We start from the raw sequence: 19,268 nt of genomic DNA, 5'->3' as shown, positions 1-19,268 counted from the left end.
AAAACCGTTAATTCTTAAAAAATATTGTCGATATATAGAATAGCACTTTTATATTCTAAAACGGAGATGAAAAAATTTGAATCCATCATTTGCCTCAAATTTACAAACGAACAAACTCGTTACCAAAATGTTATGGGGTATGTATTTTTTAGGGCTTGGAAGTACATACGCTAGTACGAAAACATTAGAAAGCGTTGCTTTTTACGGGATTGGAGGACTGATTATTCTTCTTGTCCTTACTGTATGGACAAGCCGGCAATGGGCTCCAGAGGCCGTTCAATATTTTGTTGTAATTGGTATGACTGCCCTGGCTGTTATCATGGCTGACTCAAACCCGAAAATTTCTACTTATTTAATGACTTACGTTTGCCTTGCCTTTATCACGCTATACCATAACTACATTTCTATTTTACTATCGGGTGTTAGCGGATTATTTTTAACCAATTTTTTCTTTTTCCAATATAAAGATACAATGTTTGCCGGACAAGATCCTAAGATTATCATTTCATTAAATGTTTTTTTAATTGTCATCACTTCAGCACTCGTTGCTCAGGCTAAAATTGGACAACGCATGCAAAACAATATCCTGCAGGCAGAAAAGCGTGCAGAAAATGATAAAGTAAAACTGGAGCATTTGTTATCAAAAGTAAAAGAAGCGACGGAAAACCTTCATTTATTTAGCCAATCCGTAAAAGAAAACGTAACTAGAACAGGCGAAATATCCAGCAACATCAATCATGCATTTTCGGAAGTCGCAAAAGGTGTTGAGTCACAAGCTGTCAGTGTTGGCGGCATGAACGATTCAGTAACGAGTACAAACGATGTAGCAAAAGGATTGTTCCAGCATTCTACCGACATGAAGCAATTATCTGAAGAAACAGCACATGTTACGAAAGCTGGTGAAAATCAGGTTCTAGAACTTTCAGCTAAAATGGAAGAAGTAAGTGACTTGATGAAACAAACGAATTCACTGATGAATGAACTGAATGAACAGAGTGAATCGATCGGAGATATTTTAACAACGATCGAAGAAATTTCTTCACAGACGAATCTATTGGCATTAAATGCTGCGATTGAAGCAGCCAGAGCCGGTGACCAAGGACGAGGATTTGCCGTGGTAGCTGATGAAGTTCGCCGTTTAGCAGAAGACTCGCAAAACTCCACAAAACAGATTGCTGGTATCCTTGGAGAAATACGCAGCAAAGCAAAACAGGCAGCACAATTCGTTGATGGGTCTCAAGGAGTCGTTTCATCCAGTTTGGAAGCCACTCAAAAAACAGCCAATAATTTCAAACAAATTTTATCGAATACAGATCAGGTGGCTGCTCAGTCATCACAAGTACAGTCGCTCATCAATCAACTTTACGAATCTACCGGACAGATTGTAGGCGAAATTCAATCGGTTTCTGGAACAGCTGAATCGTCAAGTGGTGCTGTTGAAGAAGTACTTGCCAGCGTTGAAGAGCAATACCGCTGTGTGGAAGATGTTGTGGAGAGTTTCACGAAATTCGAAGCACTAACTTCAGAATTGAATGAACTAGTAAAAGAATAATGTTATTGCTTAATGCCTTTTCATACATAATGAAGAGGCATTTTTCATAAAGGAGACGGATACGATGCATACGCATAGAGGAATCTATTTAATTTGTGTGAATGATGCTGGTCATCTGCTGACGATTAAAAAAAGCGGAGGACCTTACAAAAATCGCTTAGACCTTCCCGGCGGCACTCCCGAGAATGGAGAGTCCGAATTAGAAACCGTTGTACGTGAGGTGTTAGAAGAAACCGGATATCATGTTCTGACTGCTGCTAAACTAGCAGAAAGAATCTACGAGATTCCATGGTACTATAAAATTTGGACGGTTTCACAGCATACCGCTATTTATTTTATAGGAAAAATCAATGAAACTACACGTCACTCTCTAGCCTCAATCCCTGATCAAGATTCTAAAGGTGCATTTTGGGTCGATCCTATGGAGCTGAAGCTGCACGAAGAGTGGTGTTCACCGCTTGTATGGGAAGCTTCACAATACTTATCGTGTAATGATATTCCTACGGAAATGAAATTGTATCAAACATGGGATGTTCTTCAAGCTCCTGAATATGAAAAATAAAAATAACCGCCAAAACGGCGGTTATTTTTTATGAACAGAAAAAAGCGTTGATTTGGCGAGTGTCCATTCCGAAGTACACCCAACGACGTCCATTCCATCGGAAGCCTGCAACAGAATGGCGGCCAGCAAAAGTAAGCCATGCCCAAAATCCATGTCCCCAGTTCGGCCATATATAGACGTACCGGTACAGACAAGGACGAATGGCACCTGCATCAATTGCATATTGGCCATGGTGTCCTCCTTGTCCTCCGTGGCCTCCTAAACTAAAACCTTGGGATTGATGTGGTGTGTATGATGGTGGAGGTGAATGTGGAGCCATACCTCCACCGCCCCCTCCTGGAGGTCCGCCTGACGGTCCACCATGAGGTCCAAACCCTTGTCCTTGACCCTGTCCTTGTCCTTGGCCACCTTGCCCTGGAAAGAACGGAAACATCCTTTGTACCAAAATATCCAACTCCTATAAAAAATTGTTTGTGCCCTAGTATCTTATTCACAGCAAATGGTAGACGTATAGACAAGTATCCCGTGGTTTAAGAATTAATAAAGATTGCCTCTGCTGTATTTCGGGTATATTACTAAAAATCAAGCTTTTTGAGGAGGTATACAAAATGGGACGCATCAGCAAAGGGCTAAAAGGGATGGCTTTCGCATTTCTGCTCAAACAAGGCAAAAAGAGATTACTGCCTATTATCGCTAGAAAATTAAAAAATAGATAAAGAAGCAGCGGAGAAGTATCCGCTGCTTCTTTTTTGTTCCGAGGTTCGTATGAGTAGTTGTACTATTTTCACAACGCCCGCCATAGAATCATAATGAATCTTATGATTTACAGGAGGCGCTATGACCGGATACATTGTTGAAGGAAAAAGTGATCAACTGAAAGTTCAGTGTGTGGACCCTCATGCTCATTTTGTTATTTTAAACGGTATTTCATTCCGTCATAAAGAAAGAAGAGCTATAGAAGAAGCTTTAATTTTATGTGATGATGTATACGTTTTAACAGATCCAGATGAACCTGGGGATAAAATTGCTCAAAAAATAATGGAAGCCTATCCTGAGATTAAACGCATCTTAATAGACCCGAAGAAAGCTCGTAATGTGCGTGAACACCGTTATAAATACGGTGTAGAGTATTGTTCTAATCAATATTTAAAAGAGACGTTGCCGGGAATTTAACAACGATCAGTTTTTAATAAGGACTCTTTTTCAGAGTCCTTTTTATGAATCGCAATAGTCTTTATCAGATTATTTCGCCTCAAAAAACTCGAGTGATTCTTCATCAGGTCCGTAAAAGAAAAAATACTTTCCATTTGGCAGTTCGGTTATTTCTTGATCTTTTAATTTGACCCCTTTTTCTTGCAGCAGTTTAAATTTTTCTTCAATATTCAGTACTGAGAATGCGAGGTGATGTACCTTCCCTTCATTTGTTACTTCTCCGGGATAACCTTCGATAAGTTCCACAAGCACTTTTCCATCAAGTCCTAAAAAAGCTAAATTCACATCCACGCTCGTGTGGTCAAATCTGTCTATAAACTCCAGACCTAAAATATCCTTATAAAATAAAATTGATTTTTCCATATCTGAAACCATTATTCCAGTATGTTCAATACCTGTTATCATGATAGTGTTCTCCTCCCTTATGTTGAAACCGAATGATTTGCTGCTGTGTTTTTACGTACAATTTCCCCGTATTGAAAAAATGGAAGTGACAATAAAGAAATGAGCGTTAAGCAGCCAAATACATAGAATCCATGATGAAAACCAAATGTACTCAGCAGCAGTCCTCCGATCCATGGTCCTGCACTAAAGCCGATTGACCGAAATGACATCGCCCCAAAATAGGTACCTCTCATATGATCAGGTGCCAAGTCATCCAACAGTACATCACTCATCACAAATACAATAATTTCACCCACTGTTAAGACAACCATGCTGATGACTAAAAATACAGCATTCGCTGATAGACCAAAACCTAAAAACGAGAGGCTGAATGCGATACTTCCGAAACGGAGTGCATTCATTGGTTCCCATCTCTTTATGTAATTCGTCACTGGAAACTGAAGTAAAAGGACCGTTGCCGCATTTGCTACGACTAAGTACGCAAATAGTTTAACACCATTTTCAAATTGAGGGGCGTTCCCTATATATTGCGCCAAAGTAGTATCCATTTGTGACTGTGACATCATCACTATTGTGTTTCCTGCTAAGAAAAAAGCAAGAACTTTATCTTTGGATAGCACGGTTAGTGCTGATTTCACTGAGAACTTTCTTTCTTCACCGCCTTTTAATTCAGACGAGTACCGAGTCAGCGTACTTATGATCACAAGGCCGTAGAGCAGGTAAGCAGCTGCCGTTATATAAAAAGCTTGTGTTGATGATGCAGTACCAAGATGCGTTCCGATAACAGGACCGATAGCAGCCCCCACGTTTATTGCAAAATAACGGGCATTGAATACACGTAGCCTGTTCTGTTTTGTAGTTACGTCGGCGAGCAAAGCTCTTGAAATTGGTTCGAACCAAGAACGGCACAAACCGTTTAACATGTTTAGTAAAAAGAAATGCCATACATGGTCAGCGACCGCAAATCCCGCAAATACTGCACTCCATGTGAATATGGCAACAGTCATTACCGGCAGCCTGCCTATACGGTCTGATAAATATCCACCAAAAAAACCTCCAAGAGTTCCCGTAAGAGCACTTACTCCAATGATAATCCCAACAGTGGCTGGATCTATTCCTTTTTCAGTGTATAAATAGATAGCCAAAAATGGCATTGTCATAAAAAAAGCCGCTCTTGTAAAAAGTGTTCCAGCTATAATTACAATAACAGCTGGATGCCACTTATCGAAAAATCCCCTCATTCCCATCCCTCTCTTCTTTTTCTGTTTTATACTTTATCACTTTTCAATAGAAGATTGGAAAGAAAATTTACATTTTTTGAAACTTTCTTTTATTTGACTCGTCTTATATAAATGTACCCCCTTTTCCTGAAAGAGCCCACCCCTTACTAGGGCTCTTTCCCCATTGATTAACTGGACGTTACTTCTTTAACGCGTCTTTGTCACAAAGTGATAACGTTTATCAAAAAAATCACATATTTCTCATGTTTTTAATCCTAGTTGCTATATTATAGTCATCCCTATCAACAACCCCCTTTTTTCATTGTTAAGAACGTTAAAAGAGCGCCAAGAAGGATAACCTTCTAAGCGCTCTTTTTTCTGTACTATTCACATTCATCGCCTTCACAAAACTCCATTTTCTCATCGCGGATTGCACCTCTCAAGGCTCGTTCGATGTTCGCCTGCGGATGGAGTCCTTTTAGAACACGGTCACCTATATACAAGGTCGGGACTGCTGTGATTCCGTCTTCTTCATGTGCCTTGCGTAAATATGCTTCTCTCTCATCACTAAATTCGCGTAAACGAAGCGATTTTTCAAATGCTTCCCCATCCAGTCCAACTTCTTCTGCAATATTTCGAAGTACTTCGATCTGGCCGATATCTTGCCCTTCCTGATAAAACCGAGCAAATACCCGGTGAGCGTATTCTTTTTCTTTACCCTGCCTTTTTGAGAACAATAAACCTTCATGTGCATAATGTGTATGCGGCTGAGGTGTAACATCAGGCAATATCATTTGAACACCAAATTTTTGCGCAAGCGGCAATACAGATTCATACCACGATCGTTGAATATAACTGTCTTCTGGTTTTAACGTTTTTTGCGGATACGGCCGCAGTTCAAACGGGATCCATTCTATGGTTACATCTTTTCCTTCAATGGCTTTTAAAAGCGGTGTCTCTGCTAGAAAACAATACGGACAAACAAAGTCTGAGTATACTTTAATAGGAATTGCCATAATTGTTCATCCTTTCTTCTAATCATCTCTTCCTCTTACTTTTCTCCAATTTCCGACAACACCCTCTATTCACATTTTTCAATCCGTGATATATTTAGAAAGGCTTTATGTCATACATACCATATATTGATTTTACATATTTACATAACGATTTGCTTTTTTGCAACCGACCCGGTTCAGCATTTCATTGTCCAGCTTCACCAGCCAGACACTCGAGGTCACATCTCTCCTTCCTAGGATACAAAAAACGTATCCGTTGTCAGGAGATTATGTGCTTGTCGTGTCTAAATGGCTGGTTCAGCATTTCATTTTAGGAGGATACACCGTGATTTTAATGGCAGGTATGATCGGTACTGGGAAAACAACATACGCTGAGTTTTTGAGCCAGCAGCTTGAAAGCGAAATTTATTATGAGAGCGTCGTTGATAATCCTATTTTACCCGATTATTACAAAAACCCGAAGCGATGGGCTTTTCCGCTTCAGATTTACTTTTTAAACACACGTTTTAAAACAATTCGTCAAGCGCGCACAAACCCAGACAATGTTCTGGATCGAAGTTTATATGAAGATTTAATTTTTGCAGAGCTCAATTTTGACTCCGGCAACATGACTCAGCTTGAATTCGATACGTATAAAGACTTGCTTGAGACGATGATGAACGAAATCGATAAAATGCCGAAGTCACGTGCTGATTTATTGATATATCTCGACAGTGACCTTGATACAGTTCTCGAGCGTATTACGCAAAGAGGCCGTTCTTATGAGCAGGTAGACAAAAATCCTGAGCTTTTAGCTTATTATAAAACATTGCACGGCAAGTATAAGGAATGGATTAAAGCTTATGATAAGACACCTGTTCTTATCATTGAAAGCAAAGAGTACAACATTTTTGACAAACAAGATCAAGACAAGATTCTCTCATTGGTAAATACAGAGCTTAAGCGACTCCATTCATTGGAAGGCGAGCCAGCTCTAATGAATGAAACTCGTTAATTTCACAAAAACTATGGACAAACAAGAATTAAGGAGTGAAAACAATTGTTTACACTAATCCTGATATTGTCAGTCCTCATTTTAGCTGGTGGTCTTTGGTGGACTCTTCAGTTAGCCAAAAAACAAAAAAGCTACACAAAGGATGAAATAAATCCAGCCGTAGCAAGACATACTGCATTATTTAACCCAGTATTTTTAACGTACATCGGTTTTACGGTAGTTGTAATTGTTATTATCTACATTGCATATTTCGTATATTAAACCAAAAGGCCAAGACATTATTCTGTCTCCGGCCTTTTTTCTTCCCAAATACTCATGGTTTCAATAAAATTTCTTGTTTCGTCCAGACCTAAATCATGGATAAATTGATATACTTCTTTTAGCTTACTATCATATCTGTGATTGTCTGGGTCATTGGAATAAGGAACATAAGGCAAGTGTGTTCGTACAAATGTGTCGTTTGCCATACTTTCCATCTCTTCAAACATGTATGCAAGCTTTCTTACATCTTCATCAGAAGCGGAGATTTCAAACTGAAAAGTGGAAGCCGTTTTTATCGGAAGTATTTCCCCGCTTTCCACGTTTACGTAATAAGGTCTTTTTCCCATGTGAAGCGCCTCCTTTTATCACTAGCTTTTCGCCACAAGACGCATTTTATGTAAGGCTGTTTTCTCATTTTCCTTAGAGCGTGCGGTGAGTCCTCTTGAGATTTTTGCCATAAGTGGTCGCAACTGTCCCTCATATCCTGTTATAGTCTCGCAACTTACTTTCCTGATTTTCATCACCACCATCTTTTTCTCTTAAAATATCCCATAATCAATACAGCAAGTATGAAACATAGGGTTAAAACATAAAAATAGCCGTATCTCCATCTCAATTCTGGTATATATTCAAAATTCATCCCATACAAACCAGCGATAAAAGTAAGAGGTACAAATACGGCACTAACGAGCGTCAGTGTTTTCATTATGCGGTTCATATGATCGGATTTTAATGACATCTGCAGATCAAGAATCCCTTTTAAATTTTCTTTATAATTATCAAAAGCAGCCGTAACTCTTGAAAATGCTGAAAGTAAATCTTTGAAATAAAAGCCAGATTCATCACTCGCAAATTCAAAATCATCATGTCCCATTTTTTGAATGACGAACTCTTCAGCCTCTACATATTGCCTCAGGTTGTGCAGCCTGCTTTTCCAGCGGTAAACGTTATGACCGATCTCCCTTTTCAAAGGATCAACAAAAACTTGTTTTTCCAAATCCAAAAATTCATCAGAAAGTTTGTCCACTACCTCCAAATAGGAATCAACAATATCCTTCATTAAATAATAAAGCATATAACTGACGTGCTTCATGTGCTCCGGATTTTCGATAAAATCCTGTACGAGCTTTTTTCTAAAGGGAAGGACATTCTCAGACATCGCGATTAAATATTGATTTCCAATCAGCAAGTTGATTCTGATCGGCTTAAAATCTTCTGTGTCTAAATAAAAAGTGGAAACGACTGCATGATTGGCGTAAATATTAATCTTTGGATGTTCCGAAAATGAAGAGAATGCATGAGTAGCTAAAGGGTGGATCTCCATCTTTTGCAGCAGTTCATCCTTATTCATTTCTTCAGGGCTATTATAAAACATCAATATGGTTTCATCAGAATCGGGGTAATCAAAGTGATCAATTTTTCCTGTTCGATTCGATGATTTTTTATACTTTAGCATGTTTAGCTCCTATGTGTGCCGTTTTGAATAGTTTCTCCTTTTATTGAAAATGCATAACAGCTGCAATGAAAATAGATCATGTGAGAATATCGGCATCTATTTGAACAAATATTAAATTTGCTGCAATTATTTCAGGAGGTGAAAAAAATGGATGCACAAAGAGCACAAGAGATATGTTCATCAACCGAAATGGCAAACGTCACTTGCCACGGGGAACAAATCTACATCGAGCATGTCGATCAAGAAACAGGTAAAGCTACAATTCATTCACTTAATAACCCGAATCAAAAGCAAAGTGTTGACGTTTCGAGCTTAAACGAACAATAAAGAAATGCTACTGCAGAAGGTACAGTGCCTATTTACGGAAAAAATGACCCTTTAGTATCCAATGGATTAAAGGGTCACATAACTAATCGTTTTTACTTTTTTTATTACAACCCTGTCTCCATGTGCGGGGGGTGTTGAAGTCACAAGAAATTCAACAGCATGCTGACTTTCGTTTCTAATTTGATGAGGTATACCGGGGGGGATTTCGATTCCTTCGTTAGCTTTTAAGATGTATTCTTCTCCTTCACGTTCCATCACGGCTTCTCCTTTTAAAATGAAGAAAAATTGCTTGGAAAAAACATGATAGTGCCTGACTTCAGATGTTTGTGGCGGCATTTTTTCATGAATGATACTTAAGTCATCCCGCTTGAGAAGAAACCATCCATCGCAAGCATCTCCCCATTGATAATGTTCAGCATTCTCAGCGCTAATCTTTGACATAGGTCCTCCATTTATTTGTTCAAAACGTCTTCCAGTTTCACTTTCATACGCTGTGCTGTAGGCGGGCATGACAAGTTGTGCTGAAATACTTTTTGATTAATCACTTCTACGGTCTTTTTAATGTTGTATTCAACTGTGTATGATTTTAATTCTTCTTTCAATACGTCTATCTCTTTACCGAGTTTCACCCAATTTGGTAAAATGTTATTGTCTTTCATGACTTTTTGAAGTCTTTTCTCAGGATTGTATTGAAGATCCATATCAATATTGAGCGGTTTGCCCATCCCTTCTAAGTCGTCAAAAGCCCCTTCTTTCCGAGCGCGATTCACAATAGCAGTTATATGATCTTCGTAGAAAAAACCGGTCGTCTGCTCGTCCTTCATTAAAATTTCCCGTTTTTGTATTTCTTTATCAATTGATGGTTTTTTGCTCATATCAAAAACCTCCAGGAATATATTTACTTCTTACTTATAATTTATGTATGACAGCCTTTTTTCCTCGTGTTAAATATGGCAAATTTATAACAGAAATGCGAAAAGTTAAATTTTGTACTTCTTGAACGTGGTTGATTTCCGGTCCAGGTTGCTAGCTTTCCGGGGGGTGTGCGGTGAGCCTCCTAAGTGCTTCGCACTTTCAGGAGTCTCACCTGTCTAGCTACAACGGTTAGCCCCTCGAGGTCAAAAGTTAAATGGTCTTGAAGGTAAAAAGTACCTTCCTAGCCCATCCACCTTTTGCTTGTCGGGGCTGTACAAACCGTTTCCGCTTTTCGGTCTGTCTAGCTACAACGGTTAGCCCCTCGAGGTCAAAAGTTAAATGGTCTTAAAGGTAAAAAGCACCTTCCTAGCGCATCCACCTTTTGCTTGTCGGGTCTGTACAAACCGTTTCCGCTTTTCGTTTGTCCCACTAATCCCCCAGGAGTCTCGCACATTAAACTTCAATCAAATTACCAATGAAGATAAAAAAAGAGGAAACGATAATCGCTCCCTCCTGCACTCATTTATTTATTTAAAAAGAACTTTTCTAAATCATCAAGCATTAAGTTAGCTGCTTTTACACCGCCAGCTGTATTCCAAATCGCATCATCTACTTTGTGTGCATTATTGGATTTTACAACTTCTAAGTTCTTCCAAAGCGGATTGTTCGTCCATTCTTTTTCAGTGTCAGTCGCTTTCCCATCTCCTGCTTCATATGTGAAGTAGAACAATACATCCCCATTCATATCAGGAATACGTTCTTGTGTTACTTCTTCAGCGAAGTCGGGTTTGTTTTGGTCAGCAGGCCGTGCAAATCCGATTTGTTTTAAGATAACACCAGAGAATGAATCCTGGTGATAGATTCTTGTTTTACCAGGCATAAAACGAACCATGGATACTTTTTGGTTAAGCTTGTCACCTGCTTCTTTTTTGAAGTCTTCGATACGCTTGTCAAACGCAGCCAGTACTTCCTTACCTTTTTCTTCTTTGTTCAATGCTTTTGCGTAAAGTTCAAAGTTCACTTTCCAGTCACCGCGAAGATCTTCCGCAAAAACAGTTGGTGCGATTTTGTTCAGTTCATCGTATTGCTTTTCTTGGCGCATCTTGTTACCGATGATCAAATCCGGTTTTAACGAAGCAATCTTCTCAACGTTAACGGCACTCTCATCTCCAACCACTTCTACACCCTTCATGTCGCTCTTGATATGATCATACCAAGGATCACCTAGCCAAGATTTAACTGCACCGACTGGTTTTACCCCTAAAGCTAGTACAGCTTCTGTTCCCTCGTTTGTTAAAACAACGACACGTTTGTTGCTTTTCACTTCAGTCGTTCCCATTGCGTGCTTTACCTTATAAGAAGAATCAGTTCCAGATGATTCTTTACCTTTTTGTTTATCATCCTTGCCTCCGCATGCCGCTAGAGCAAGCATAAGCGATAGTACTGCCGCAAACGCAAGTAACTTGTATGTAATCTTTTTCATTTTTCTTTCTCTCCCCTTTTTTCATATACACAAATGATAATGAGAATCAATTACAATACGTATCATAATACGGGGTTGTATCCGCTGTCAACGATTAATTGATAATGATTTTCAAAGTCATTGACAGATACTATAGAAACTCTTAAACTGTAATTGAGAATAACTTTCATTATTAAAAGAGGCTGCAATGAACGGTATATTACATGGAAACAAATTAAAAACTGCAGGATTGATCATTGGTATCGTTTTTGCTTTTATCATCCTGGTACTAAGTGTCATTATGGGCTACACAAACACTTCCTTATCAACAGCTATTGATGCTTATACAGCTTTTAACGGTTCTAATGAACAGTTAATTATTAAAATTTCACGTGTTCCCCGCGCACTCGTCGGAATGGCAGTCGGAATCAGTTTAGGTATTGCAGGTGTACTAATGCAGGCTTTGACTCGAAATCCAATTGCTTCCCCCGATATTTTCGGGGTAAATGCAGGCGCAGGATTCTTTATTGTATTTGGAGTGACCTTTCTAGGAATCTCTTCTATTCAAGAGTTCATGTGGATTGGATTTTTAGGTGCTGCTGTTGCTTCTGGAATGGCATATATTCTTGGATCTGCTGGAAAAGGCGGTTTAACACCTGTTAAATTAACGCTTGCAGGAGCTGTTATAGCTGCCCTATTCGCTTCATTGACACAAGGAATGCTCGTAACAAATGAGAAGGCATTGGATGAAGTTTTGTTTTGGCTTGCGGGATCTGTTGAAGGCCGGAAACTTTCGATGCTTACTGCCGTTTTGCCTGCGCTTTTTATCGCTTGGATCGTGTCCGTTCTGCTCTCGCGCCAGTTAAATGCCTTTGCATTAGGAGAAGATGTTGCAGTCAGCTTAGGACAAAAAACAGTAGTCTTTAAGTTTATTGCAGCACTCATGGTCATATTGCTTGCTGGCGGATCAGTTGCCATTGCAGGGCCTATCAGTTTCATAGGGATCGTCGTACCCCATTTTGCGAGATATTTAGTTGGCAGCGACCATAGATGGATCGTTCCATTCTCTGCTATCGTTGGCGGGATCATGCTAGTAGCTGCTGACATCGGAGCGAGATACATCATTATGCCGGAAGAAGCTCCCGTCGGAGTTGTAACTGCTCTGATTGGCACGCCATTTTTCATCTACATTGTTCGCAAAGGAATTTTTCAAAAATGAGAAAGTATTGGGTCATTCAACGGAATTCGTTTTCATACTTAATCGATAAAAAAACCTTGATAGCCATTTTCGTATTGGCACTGATCGCATTCGTATCAATGCTAGTCAGTATCGGAATCGGAGAATTATATATCGCACCATGGGACGTTTTCACGGCACTTTTCGGATACGGATTGGATATGAACCAGCTGATTATTACACAATTCCGGCTGCCGAGAGTAATCGTTGCATTTCTTGCTGGTGCATCTCTCGCTCTGTCTGGTGCGATTTTGCAAGGTGTAATCCGGAACCCGCTTGCATCCCCGGATATGATCGGAATCACGGGTGGAGCTGGTTTCGCTGCTGTAACGTTTTTAACGATGTTCAGTGATGAGAGCAATAACTTATTAATTAGTATTAATTATCTACCAGTGTTCGCATTCGCCGGCGCAACAATCGTCGCATTTTTAATATATGGACTCGCTTGGAAAAATGGCGTGACTCCCATTCGTCTCATTTTAATCGGCATCGGGGTTATGGCACTCTTTCAAGCACTTACAACGTTAATGATGTTAATGGGACCTATTTATAGAGCAAGTCAAGCAACGATCTGGCTGACTGGTACGGTCTATGGGACTTCATGGAAAGAAGTAAAAGCGATTCTCCCTTGGTTTATCGCCATGCTGCCAATACTTGTACTGCTCGTTCGCCGGCTGAACATTCAAGGTTTTGGCGATGACCTTACGATGGGTGCAGGCATAAAAGTTCACCGTGAACGGTTTCTTCTGCTCATGGTTTGCACAGCTTTAGCCGGATCTGCCGTTGCTTTTGCCGGCGCTATCGGATTTGTTGGACTGATTGGACCTCATATTGCCAGAAGAATAACAGGTTCATCATTTGGTGGCCTCTTCCCCGCTTCGGCTCTTATTGGCGGAATAATGGTGGTATTGGCAGACTTGGCCGGAAGAACTCTTTTTTCACCATTAGAAGTCCCTGCTGGCGTATTTACAGCAGCAATTGGCGCACCATACTTTATTTATCTATTATTTAGAAATCAATAACAGGAGTGGATGACAGATGACCGTATTACAAACTTCAAATCTGACGTTAGCTTATGGAAAAGAACCGATCATCGACGAGTTGAATTTACAAATACCAAAAGGGAAAATAACGGTCTTTATTGGAAGCAACGGATGCGGCAAATCTACCCTGTTACGCTCAATGGCCCGTCTCTTAAGCCCTAAATCAGGCAATGTTCTATTAAACGGAAAAAATATTGCGAAACGCTCAACTAAGCAAGTTGCGAAAGAACTCGCTATACTTCCTCAAGGTCCTGTTGCACCTGAAGGATTAACAGTGCTCCAGCTTGTTAAACAAGGACGGTTTCCATATCAGTCATGGCTGCACCAATGGTCAACAGAAGATGAGAAGGCGGTCATGGGTGCCCTTATGGCGACAAACCTGATTCCGTTTATGGAAAAGCCTGTAGATTCTTTGTCTGGAGGTCAAAGGCAACGAGCATGGATTGCCATGACACTTGCTCAAGGGACAGAAACGATCTTGCTTGACGAGCCTACTACTTATTTAGATATGACACACCAAATTGAAATTCTTGATCTATTGTTTGAGTTAAATGAACGGGAAAAGCGCACAATAGTTATGGTTCTGCATGATTTAAACCTAGCTTGCCGATATGCCCATCATATTGTAGCCATTCAAGATAAATCGGTCTATGCACAAGGTGCTCCAGAAGAAATTTTGACAGAAAAGCTAGTAGAAGATGTATTTCAGATGCCGTGTTCAGTGATTCCTGATCCTGTATTTGGCACACCAATGTGTATCCCATTTGGAAAGGGTCGTGTTGTTCGAAATGTCAATACTCCTCAGTACGCCTAAATCGTTCGGCTGGACGAAAGACGAAAAAGAACATATCAGCAGCAATTACCGATTTTCATTTCAAGCCTCTTTTCAAAGCGAAGAAGTGGTTTCTGCCTCTCAGCTGCTTGAAGAAGAAACATTGCTGAACTACTTGGATCAAACAGGACCGCGTATCGGTTCAAAACAGCGCCCAGTTACTGCTTCACTTTTTTTCAAGCGTTATGCGTTCTGCAGTTTAACTTCAAGTCTGTATGGAATGTCCATACTAAATAAATCGTTTGATATGAATATCGAAAATGTGTATTTGATTGATCATGCTTCTGAAGGGATGTGGCTCCCTTCCTTTACATTAAAAGATGCGTCGGCTCATATTTGTACGGGTAATCGTGATGAGTGGCGGTCAAATGTATTAGAAACTCTTTTTAAAGAAAATATTTCAGTTATGCTAAATCATGTGGCTCAATATGCCCGTATTTCAAAAGCAACTTTATGGGAGAATGCATGGATTTACATACGCTGGGTTTATGAAACTTGGCTTGGAGAAGAGCATCCAGCAGATGTTAAACAACGGATTCAAAGTGATTTTGCATTTTTTATGAATGCCCCCGCTTTCCATTTTGGGTTGTCCAAGAATCCTTTTCAGCGTTTTGCACCTCCGACAGGCTGTAATGAAACAAAAGTAAGAAAAACCTGCTGTTTGTATTATAAAACTGAAAACGGGACGTGCTGCAAAACTTGTCCAAAGCGTTAAAATCGTCGTGAAATTTACCGCGACGTTTTTTTGTTTTTTCTTTCTTGTTTACGGGTATTTTAAATGAGATAAGAAGATTGGAGGCGATTTGAATGTGGTTATGGATATTTTTAGCTGCATGCGCATGTGTGGCGGTTTCCTTTTTAGTCCCTGGAGTTAAAGCGATAAAAGAATCAATGACAACAGTTCAAAAGATGAAAAGTACCGGTGACAGCATGACGGCAAAAATGAATGATATTAAAATGCAGCAGCAGCTTCTTCAAGAAAAGAAAGACTATTTGCGTTATGACCTTTACCAGAAGAAAAATAGTTTTACAGCAGTTAAAGAAGCTTTTGCAGGATGGAAAGATACCCTTCAAAAAATAAAAAACTAGAGGAAAGTGAACGTATTTGAACATTCATTTGTTTGCTATGGCAGGGATTGATGCTCCAAAAGATTCAGATATCCGTCAGCTAAAAAAAGAATCTTTGCCATTATATGAATTAAATAAAAAGGACTTGTTTACAGCTTACTCTACACCTACTGGCGAATACTTATTTCTCAGTGAGAATAACCAATGGTACGCCGCTGGGCATTTTATAAAAAATACTTTGCATGGGTTAAAGTATGGCAGACAAACCTTCCGTCCCCCTTACAAAGAAATAAGTGATGATGAGTTGTCTTTCATAACCATGCTTGAAAGTAATGGGTGGACACCTTCCGATTCTCAATACGATAAGGCCATTTGCCATACCGTTCTTGAAGTGGATTCAATTAACGACGTTTCTCTATATACGCAGTCACGATTAGCACATGCAGATGGTGATGATGATCCACAGGTTGCTCATTCTCTTCATTATATAGAATCAGTACTAGATGGAAAGCGTTCGAGATTCATTTCCGGCTGGGAATCTCATTCTTTTGCAACTATTACAGAGAGTGAATCATTCTGTGACAACATTTTATTGCCTGTTTCCTCTTGGCTGTATTTGCTGTACTATACTCATTTTATTCATAACGAAGGTGAGATTCCGTCCTATCAGATGATGCCGAGACTGCTCGGAAACTTATGGGCCTCAACTTCTAAGAGTTATGGCTACAATGAAAGATTGATTCAAATCCAGCCGTTGTTCTAAAGAAAAAGTCTTCCAGCGCATGAGCTGGAAGACTTATATTCTTATTTTTTATTCAGCAACTAGTTTAGATACCATTTCAGCATGTCCTTGCCCACATGGAACGGAACAACGAATTGTATATTCCCCTGGTTTGAAGTTAACCACCTCAGAACCATTTCCAGAGATATTTACATCTTTTCCTTCAACCATCAATCCATGGTTTCCTTCTACACTTTTAAGTTTAAGAGCTACGTTTTTATTCGCTGGAACCTTATACTCTTTTTTATCAAATTCAAAATTTTTTGCTTCGATTGTTACGGTTTCATCTGCCTTTTTTGCGCTTTCTTTTTTATCTTTTGCGCCGCCGCAAGCTGCTAACAACCCCACAGAAAGAATCGCAATTACTGCAAGCCATAATGATTTTTTTAGCATATGAACTGCCTCCTTATGTAATTCTCATTCTATTATACCCCTATTTTAAACCGTTTAACGTGGAGAATCTGTGACAGAAATCACTTTTCAATCCTTTATTTTTATTTGAATATGGTATTCTGATTAAGAATTTATTGATTGAAGGATGATAGAAATGAAAAAATATTTTGGGCTATGCATCATGTTCACTGCTTTCCTGATGTTCGTTTTAACAGGCTGCAGCCAGTCCGATGAAAACAATGGCAGAATCCCCGTAAAAGTATTGGAAGTTGTGGACGGCGATACCATCCATGTTGAAATTGACGGGAAAGAAGAAACGGTAAGATTTCTTCTCGTAGATACCCCTGAAAGCGTACATCCAAATAAACCAGTGCAGCCTTTTAGTAAAGAAGCAAGCCATTATACGAAAGACTTGCTTTCTAAAAGTTCTGATGTTGAACTCGAACTTGGAATCGGTGAACGTGATAAGTATGGAAGATTGTTAGCTTACGTTTATGCTGACGGAAAAAGCGTTCAAGAAGCTTTATTAGAAAAAGGGCTTGCCCGAGTCGCGTATGTATTTGAACCCAACACGAAATACATAGATGACTATAGAGAGATTCAAAGCAAAGCACAAAAACAAGCGATTGGTATTTGGAGTTTAGAAAATTACGCCTCAGAAGATGGTTTTGATTCCTCTCAAGAATCGTCCAAATTACCTGCATCTAAAAATACAGAAGCTGCTACGAATGGTAAATGTACGATTAAAGGAAATATTAATTCATCTGGTGATAAAATTTATCATGTGGAAAGCGGAAGGTATTACAAAATGACAAAGCCAGAAAAATGGTTCTGTACTGAAAAAGAGGCTGTTGATGCCGGTTTCAGAAAATCTCAGCAGTAACTATATAAAAAACCGCTGTTCAGACTAATGCCTGGTCACAGCGGTTTTTTTATGATGATGATTAACAGCAGTCGTTTTGCCCAAGCATAATAAGGCCAGCTCCAGTACTTGAATCTTCAAAATCAAGCTTCAGTGAAGAAGTCTGTTCCTTAATCCTTGGATCAAACGCAACGCGAATCCCGTTAATTTCTTCAATAATATCAGTCGTTTCAGGCTCATCCAGAGCCAGTCCTATCTTTGGACCTCCTCAGCCCATACCTGAGAAGTAAACTCGAATACCATTTGCATCATTAAGCTCAAGCACTTCTTGAATGTAATTTTTAGCGCTCAATGTAATTTCCATAACCATCACCTCGTTACACGTAGTATACCCTAGATGGATACCATATTGAACGAAGAATGCTTATTACCTTCACCATACATGGAATTTGCTACTTGTCCGTCTCAAATGAACAAATTAAGAGATATGTATTTGAAGGGGGTCTGTCCCGGGACAGACCCCCCTTCTTATTTTAGCCTGCCCCTCGCATTTGCTTTAGCACTTGATCAATTTCTTTCTGATTATATCCGCAAATTTTCATAGCTTCAGAAACTCTCCCAGCTACCTTCGAATGATCATGATAAGCTTTGATCCGCTGCAGGAGTTCATTTACTTTTGCTGCATTATACGATTCATGCTCACTTTTTATGAATGTCTCCATACACATACCCCCTCATGATTTTTTACATCGTAGGGATATATATGTGCCGGACAATCTGCATTAGAATTTGTCCCTTACAACTAAAATTGATACCGTGCCAACTTCATACTTAACCACAGTTGTTCAATTGCAATCTACTTTTGTTTGGTTGTGTTCCATTTTTGTTAGAACGCACTATGTATTGTTTGGTTGTTTTGTTTGGTTGCGCTCCTTCCTTATTTGTTAGCAAGCTCCTTTTTTCAGGATTATTTAAAAAGCAAAAAGCTGACACAAAAGTTTTCATCTTTTACGTCAGCTTCTTTGAAATTATAGAATCATTTCTTCTTTTTCACTTTATAAACAATCAATCCGAATAAGATAATGACTGCTGCAATCATGAAAGCTCTTGTATAAGGTGCTGCATATGTTTTAATATCTTCCCAATTACTGCCCAAGCGGCTTCCTAGCTCAATAAAAAGAATTGACCATGGGATGATCGCAACCGTTGTATAGAACGTAAACTTCGCGAATGACATTTTAGCGATCCCAGCGGGAATACTGATCGCATGTCTCACTACCGGGATGAACCTGGCAAAAAAGATAACTCCAGCACCATACTTCAAAAACCATTTTTCCGAAAGATCAATTTGTTTTTTAGAAATCAAGATGTACTTTCCGTACTTTTCTAAGAACGGACGTCCTCCGTAATAACCCATCCAGTATAAAAACAACTGTGCGATTGTTCCTCCTATTGTACCTGCGATGACTGCTCCAGCAAAATTCAAATGCCCTTTAGCAACCATGTACCCGCCGTAAGAAAGGACAAGCTCACTTGGAATCACTTCAATCATTAGCCCCAGGGCAATACCAAGATGACCTAAACTCATAATCCATTCTAATAATGAAATAACTAATTCTTTCATTGTATCTCCTTAAAAATGATTTAATATTTTCGTTTTCACAACTTTT

At 39.4% G+C, this 19,268-nt stretch carries 25 protein-coding genes; 13 read left to right on the top strand and 12 right to left on the bottom strand.

The genetic code is table 11. The annotated features are described in order from the left end of the window. Positions 1-76 precede the first annotated feature (76 nt). Together J2X07_RS04295 and J2X07_RS04290 are read left to right on the top strand one after the other, a co-directional pair. Entirely contained in the window at positions 77-1,552 is a 1,476-nt protein-coding gene (locus J2X07_RS04295; RefSeq protein WP_310256846.1) for a methyl-accepting chemotaxis protein, read from the top strand. Between the two features lie 64 nt (positions 1,553-1,616). Then, the gene (locus J2X07_RS04290) at positions 1,617-2,114 is read left to right on the top strand and encodes an NUDIX domain-containing protein (protein ID WP_310256844.1); all 498 of its coding nucleotides are present in this window, start codon (positions 1,617-1,619) and stop codon (positions 2,112-2,114) included. Between the two features lie 28 nt (positions 2,115-2,142). On the opposite strand, the gene J2X07_RS04285 is transcribed toward J2X07_RS04290, so the two are convergent. Beyond that, the gene (locus J2X07_RS04285) at positions 2,143-2,559 is read right to left on the bottom strand and encodes a transporter (RefSeq protein ID WP_310256841.1); all 417 of its coding nucleotides are present in this window, start codon (positions 2,557-2,559) and stop codon (positions 2,143-2,145) included. Positions 2,560-2,951: 392 nt separating this feature from the next. Between J2X07_RS04285 and J2X07_RS04280 the strand changes: the two genes are divergently transcribed. Continuing rightward, the gene (locus J2X07_RS04280; protein ID WP_310256839.1) at positions 2,952-3,287 is read left to right on the top strand and encodes a toprim domain-containing protein; all 336 of its coding nucleotides are present in this window, start codon (positions 2,952-2,954) and stop codon (positions 3,285-3,287) included. A gap of 69 nt (positions 3,288-3,356) precedes the next feature. Here J2X07_RS04280 and J2X07_RS04275 read toward each other — a convergent pair whose 3' ends face one another. The 3 genes from J2X07_RS04275 to J2X07_RS04265 all read right to left on the bottom strand — a co-directional run bounded on the left by J2X07_RS04275 (position 3,357) and on the right by J2X07_RS04265 (position 5,967). Further along, the gene (locus tag J2X07_RS04275) at positions 3,357-3,731 is read right to left on the bottom strand and encodes a VOC family protein (RefSeq protein ID WP_310256837.1); all 375 of its coding nucleotides are present in this window, start codon (positions 3,729-3,731) and stop codon (positions 3,357-3,359) included. Positions 3,732-3,748: 17 nt separating this feature from the next. Next, positions 3,749-4,972: an MDR family MFS transporter gene (locus tag J2X07_RS04270; RefSeq protein WP_310256835.1), complete on the bottom strand. Its 1,224-nt coding sequence runs from the start codon at positions 4,970-4,972 to the stop codon at positions 3,749-3,751. Between the two features lie 362 nt (positions 4,973-5,334). Beyond that, entirely contained in the window at positions 5,335-5,967 is a 633-nt protein-coding gene (locus tag J2X07_RS04265; protein WP_310256832.1) for a DsbA family oxidoreductase, read from the bottom strand. A gap of 334 nt (positions 5,968-6,301) precedes the next feature. On the opposite strand from J2X07_RS04265, the gene J2X07_RS04260 reads away from it, so the two are divergent. Together J2X07_RS04260 and J2X07_RS04255 are read left to right on the top strand one after the other, a co-directional pair. Further along, on the top strand, positions 6,302-6,961 hold the full coding sequence (locus J2X07_RS04260) for a deoxynucleoside kinase (protein ID WP_310257398.1): 660 nt from the start codon (positions 6,302-6,304) through the stop codon (positions 6,959-6,961). Positions 6,962-7,006: 45 nt separating this feature from the next. Continuing rightward, entirely contained in the window at positions 7,007-7,222 is a 216-nt protein-coding gene (locus J2X07_RS04255; RefSeq protein WP_310256831.1) for a hypothetical protein, read from the top strand. 17 nt (positions 7,223-7,239) lie between these two features. Here the strand turns inward: J2X07_RS04255 and J2X07_RS04250 are convergent, their stop codons facing one another. Next, positions 7,240-7,569 carry a hydrolase gene (locus tag J2X07_RS04250; RefSeq protein ID WP_310256829.1) on the bottom strand — a complete coding sequence of 110 codons (330 nt, stop codon included), beginning with the start codon at positions 7,567-7,569 and terminating at the stop codon, positions 7,240-7,242. A 173-nt stretch (positions 7,570-7,742) separates the two neighbouring features. Further along, on the bottom strand, positions 7,743-8,678 hold the full coding sequence (locus J2X07_RS04245) for a magnesium transporter CorA family protein (protein WP_310256826.1): 936 nt from the start codon (positions 8,676-8,678) through the stop codon (positions 7,743-7,745). 147 nt (positions 8,679-8,825) lie between these two features. Between J2X07_RS04245 and J2X07_RS04240 the strand changes: the two genes are divergently transcribed. Beyond that, positions 8,826-9,005, top strand: coding sequence for a small acid-soluble spore protein H (locus J2X07_RS04240; RefSeq protein WP_310256824.1), 180 nt, complete (start codon positions 8,826-8,828; stop codon positions 9,003-9,005). Between the two features lie 66 nt (positions 9,006-9,071). On the opposite strand, the gene J2X07_RS04235 is transcribed toward J2X07_RS04240, so the two are convergent. The 3 genes from J2X07_RS04235 to J2X07_RS04225 all read right to left on the bottom strand — a co-directional run bounded on the left by J2X07_RS04235 (position 9,072) and on the right by J2X07_RS04225 (position 11,403). Beyond that, positions 9,072-9,446 carry a cupin domain-containing protein gene (locus J2X07_RS04235; protein ID WP_310256821.1) on the bottom strand — a complete coding sequence of 125 codons (375 nt, stop codon included), beginning with the start codon at positions 9,444-9,446 and terminating at the stop codon, positions 9,072-9,074. Positions 9,447-9,457: 11 nt separating this feature from the next. Next, positions 9,458-9,880 carry a DUF1992 domain-containing protein gene (locus J2X07_RS04230; protein ID WP_310256818.1) on the bottom strand — a complete coding sequence of 141 codons (423 nt, stop codon included), beginning with the start codon at positions 9,878-9,880 and terminating at the stop codon, positions 9,458-9,460. 563 nt (positions 9,881-10,443) lie between these two features. Further along, complete coding sequence (locus tag J2X07_RS04225) at positions 10,444-11,403, bottom strand: ABC transporter substrate-binding protein (RefSeq protein ID WP_310256817.1); 960 nt, start codon at positions 11,401-11,403, stop codon at positions 10,444-10,446. 187 nt (positions 11,404-11,590) lie between these two features. Between J2X07_RS04225 and J2X07_RS04220 the strand changes: the two genes are divergently transcribed. The 6 genes from J2X07_RS04220 (at position 11,591) to J2X07_RS04195 (ending at position 16,325) form a co-directional block, all read left to right on the top strand. Further along, a complete protein-coding gene (locus J2X07_RS04220; RefSeq protein WP_310256815.1) occupies positions 11,591-12,601 on the top strand; it encodes a FecCD family ABC transporter permease in 1,011 nt (336 codons plus the stop codon). Continuing rightward, complete coding sequence (locus J2X07_RS04215; protein WP_310256811.1) at positions 12,598-13,641, top strand: FecCD family ABC transporter permease; 1,044 nt, start codon at positions 12,598-12,600, stop codon at positions 13,639-13,641. The genes J2X07_RS04220 and J2X07_RS04215 overlap by 4 nt, the downstream gene beginning before the upstream one ends. Before the next feature lie 16 nt (positions 13,642-13,657). Beyond that, positions 13,658-14,476, top strand: a complete 819-nt coding sequence (locus J2X07_RS04210) for an ABC transporter ATP-binding protein (RefSeq protein ID WP_310256808.1) — start codon at positions 13,658-13,660, stop codon at positions 14,474-14,476. Then, a complete protein-coding gene (locus J2X07_RS04205) occupies positions 14,451-15,209 on the top strand; it encodes an IucA/IucC family C-terminal-domain containing protein (RefSeq protein WP_310256806.1) in 759 nt (252 codons plus the stop codon). The genes J2X07_RS04210 and J2X07_RS04205 overlap by 26 nt, the downstream gene beginning before the upstream one ends. A 92-nt stretch (positions 15,210-15,301) precedes the next feature. Beyond that, positions 15,302-15,583, top strand: coding sequence for a hypothetical protein (locus tag J2X07_RS04200; protein ID WP_310256804.1), 282 nt, complete (start codon positions 15,302-15,304; stop codon positions 15,581-15,583). 16 nt (positions 15,584-15,599) lie between these two features. Then, complete coding sequence (locus J2X07_RS04195) at positions 15,600-16,325, top strand: hypothetical protein (RefSeq protein ID WP_310256802.1); 726 nt, start codon at positions 15,600-15,602, stop codon at positions 16,323-16,325. A 48-nt stretch (positions 16,326-16,373) separates the two neighbouring features. Here the strand turns inward: J2X07_RS04195 and J2X07_RS04190 are convergent, their stop codons facing one another. Next, entirely contained in the window at positions 16,374-16,736 is a 363-nt protein-coding gene (locus tag J2X07_RS04190; RefSeq protein WP_310256800.1) for a cytochrome C oxidase subunit II, read from the bottom strand. A gap of 154 nt (positions 16,737-16,890) precedes the next feature. Between J2X07_RS04190 and J2X07_RS04185 the strand changes: the two genes are divergently transcribed. Next, positions 16,891-17,619: a thermonuclease family protein gene (locus tag J2X07_RS04185; protein ID WP_310256798.1), complete on the top strand. Its 729-nt coding sequence runs from the start codon at positions 16,891-16,893 to the stop codon at positions 17,617-17,619. Between the two features lie 512 nt (positions 17,620-18,131). Here the strand turns inward: J2X07_RS04185 and J2X07_RS04180 are convergent. Then, complete coding sequence (locus J2X07_RS04180; protein ID WP_310256795.1) at positions 18,132-18,320, bottom strand: hypothetical protein; 189 nt, start codon at positions 18,318-18,320, stop codon at positions 18,132-18,134. A gap of 314 nt (positions 18,321-18,634) precedes the next feature. Continuing rightward, positions 18,635-19,222 (bottom strand): DedA family protein, encoded by a 588-nt coding sequence (locus tag J2X07_RS04175; RefSeq protein ID WP_310256793.1) that lies wholly within the window; start codon positions 19,220-19,222, stop codon positions 18,635-18,637. Between the last annotated feature and the right edge of the window lie 46 nt (positions 19,223-19,268).

Source organism: Fictibacillus barbaricus, assembly GCF_031457135.1.
Classification (GTDB): domain Bacteria; phylum Bacillota; class Bacilli; order Bacillales; family Fictibacillaceae; genus Fictibacillus; species Fictibacillus barbaricus_A.
This window is presented reverse-complemented; position numbering and strand designations above follow the sequence as displayed.

Coding starts and splice junctions, on each gene's coding strand:
- J2X07_RS04265 (WP_310256832.1), bottom strand. CDS start 5,967: ATGGCAATTCCTATTAAAGTATACTCAGACTTTGTTTGTCCGTATTGT.
- J2X07_RS04225 (WP_310256817.1), bottom strand. CDS start 11,403: ATGAAAAAGATTACATACAAGTTACTTGCGTTTGCGGCAGTACTATCG.
- J2X07_RS04275 (WP_310256837.1), bottom strand. CDS start 3,731: ATGATAACAGGTATTGAACATACTGGAATAATGGTTTCAGATATGGAA.
- J2X07_RS04190 (WP_310256800.1), bottom strand. CDS start 16,736: ATGCTAAAAAAATCATTATGGCTTGCAGTAATTGCGATTCTTTCTGTG.
- J2X07_RS04240 (WP_310256824.1), top strand. CDS start 8,826: ATGGATGCACAAAGAGCACAAGAGATATGTTCATCAACCGAAATGGCA.
- J2X07_RS04200 (WP_310256804.1), top strand. CDS start 15,302: ATGTGGTTATGGATATTTTTAGCTGCATGCGCATGTGTGGCGGTTTCC.
- J2X07_RS04180 (WP_310256795.1), bottom strand. CDS start 18,320: ATGGAGACATTCATAAAAAGTGAGCATGAATCGTATAATGCAGCAAAA.
- J2X07_RS04290 (WP_310256844.1), top strand. CDS start 1,617: ATGCATACGCATAGAGGAATCTATTTAATTTGTGTGAATGATGCTGGT.
- J2X07_RS04205 (WP_310256806.1), top strand. CDS start 14,451: ATGTCAATACTCCTCAGTACGCCTAAATCGTTCGGCTGGACGAAAGAC.
- J2X07_RS04230 (WP_310256818.1), bottom strand. CDS start 9,880: ATGAGCAAAAAACCATCAATTGATAAAGAAATACAAAAACGGGAAATT.
- J2X07_RS04210 (WP_310256808.1), top strand. CDS start 13,658: ATGACCGTATTACAAACTTCAAATCTGACGTTAGCTTATGGAAAAGAA.
- J2X07_RS04250 (WP_310256829.1), bottom strand. CDS start 7,569: ATGGGAAAAAGACCTTATTACGTAAACGTGGAAAGCGGGGAAATACTT.
- J2X07_RS04215 (WP_310256811.1), top strand. CDS start 12,598: ATGAGAAAGTATTGGGTCATTCAACGGAATTCGTTTTCATACTTAATC.
- J2X07_RS04245 (WP_310256826.1), bottom strand. CDS start 8,678: ATGCTAAAGTATAAAAAATCATCGAATCGAACAGGAAAAATTGATCAC.
- J2X07_RS04175 (WP_310256793.1), bottom strand. CDS start 19,222: ATGAAAGAATTAGTTATTTCATTATTAGAATGGATTATGAGTTTAGGT.
- J2X07_RS04280 (WP_310256839.1), top strand. CDS start 2,952: ATGACCGGATACATTGTTGAAGGAAAAAGTGATCAACTGAAAGTTCAG.
- J2X07_RS04235 (WP_310256821.1), bottom strand. CDS start 9,446: ATGTCAAAGATTAGCGCTGAGAATGCTGAACATTATCAATGGGGAGAT.
- J2X07_RS04220 (WP_310256815.1), top strand. CDS start 11,591: ATGAACGGTATATTACATGGAAACAAATTAAAAACTGCAGGATTGATC.
- J2X07_RS04260 (WP_310257398.1), top strand. CDS start 6,302: ATGGCAGGTATGATCGGTACTGGGAAAACAACATACGCTGAGTTTTTG.
- J2X07_RS04270 (WP_310256835.1), bottom strand. CDS start 4,972: ATGAGGGGATTTTTCGATAAGTGGCATCCAGCTGTTATTGTAATTATA.
- J2X07_RS04185 (WP_310256798.1), top strand. CDS start 16,891: ATGAAAAAATATTTTGGGCTATGCATCATGTTCACTGCTTTCCTGATG.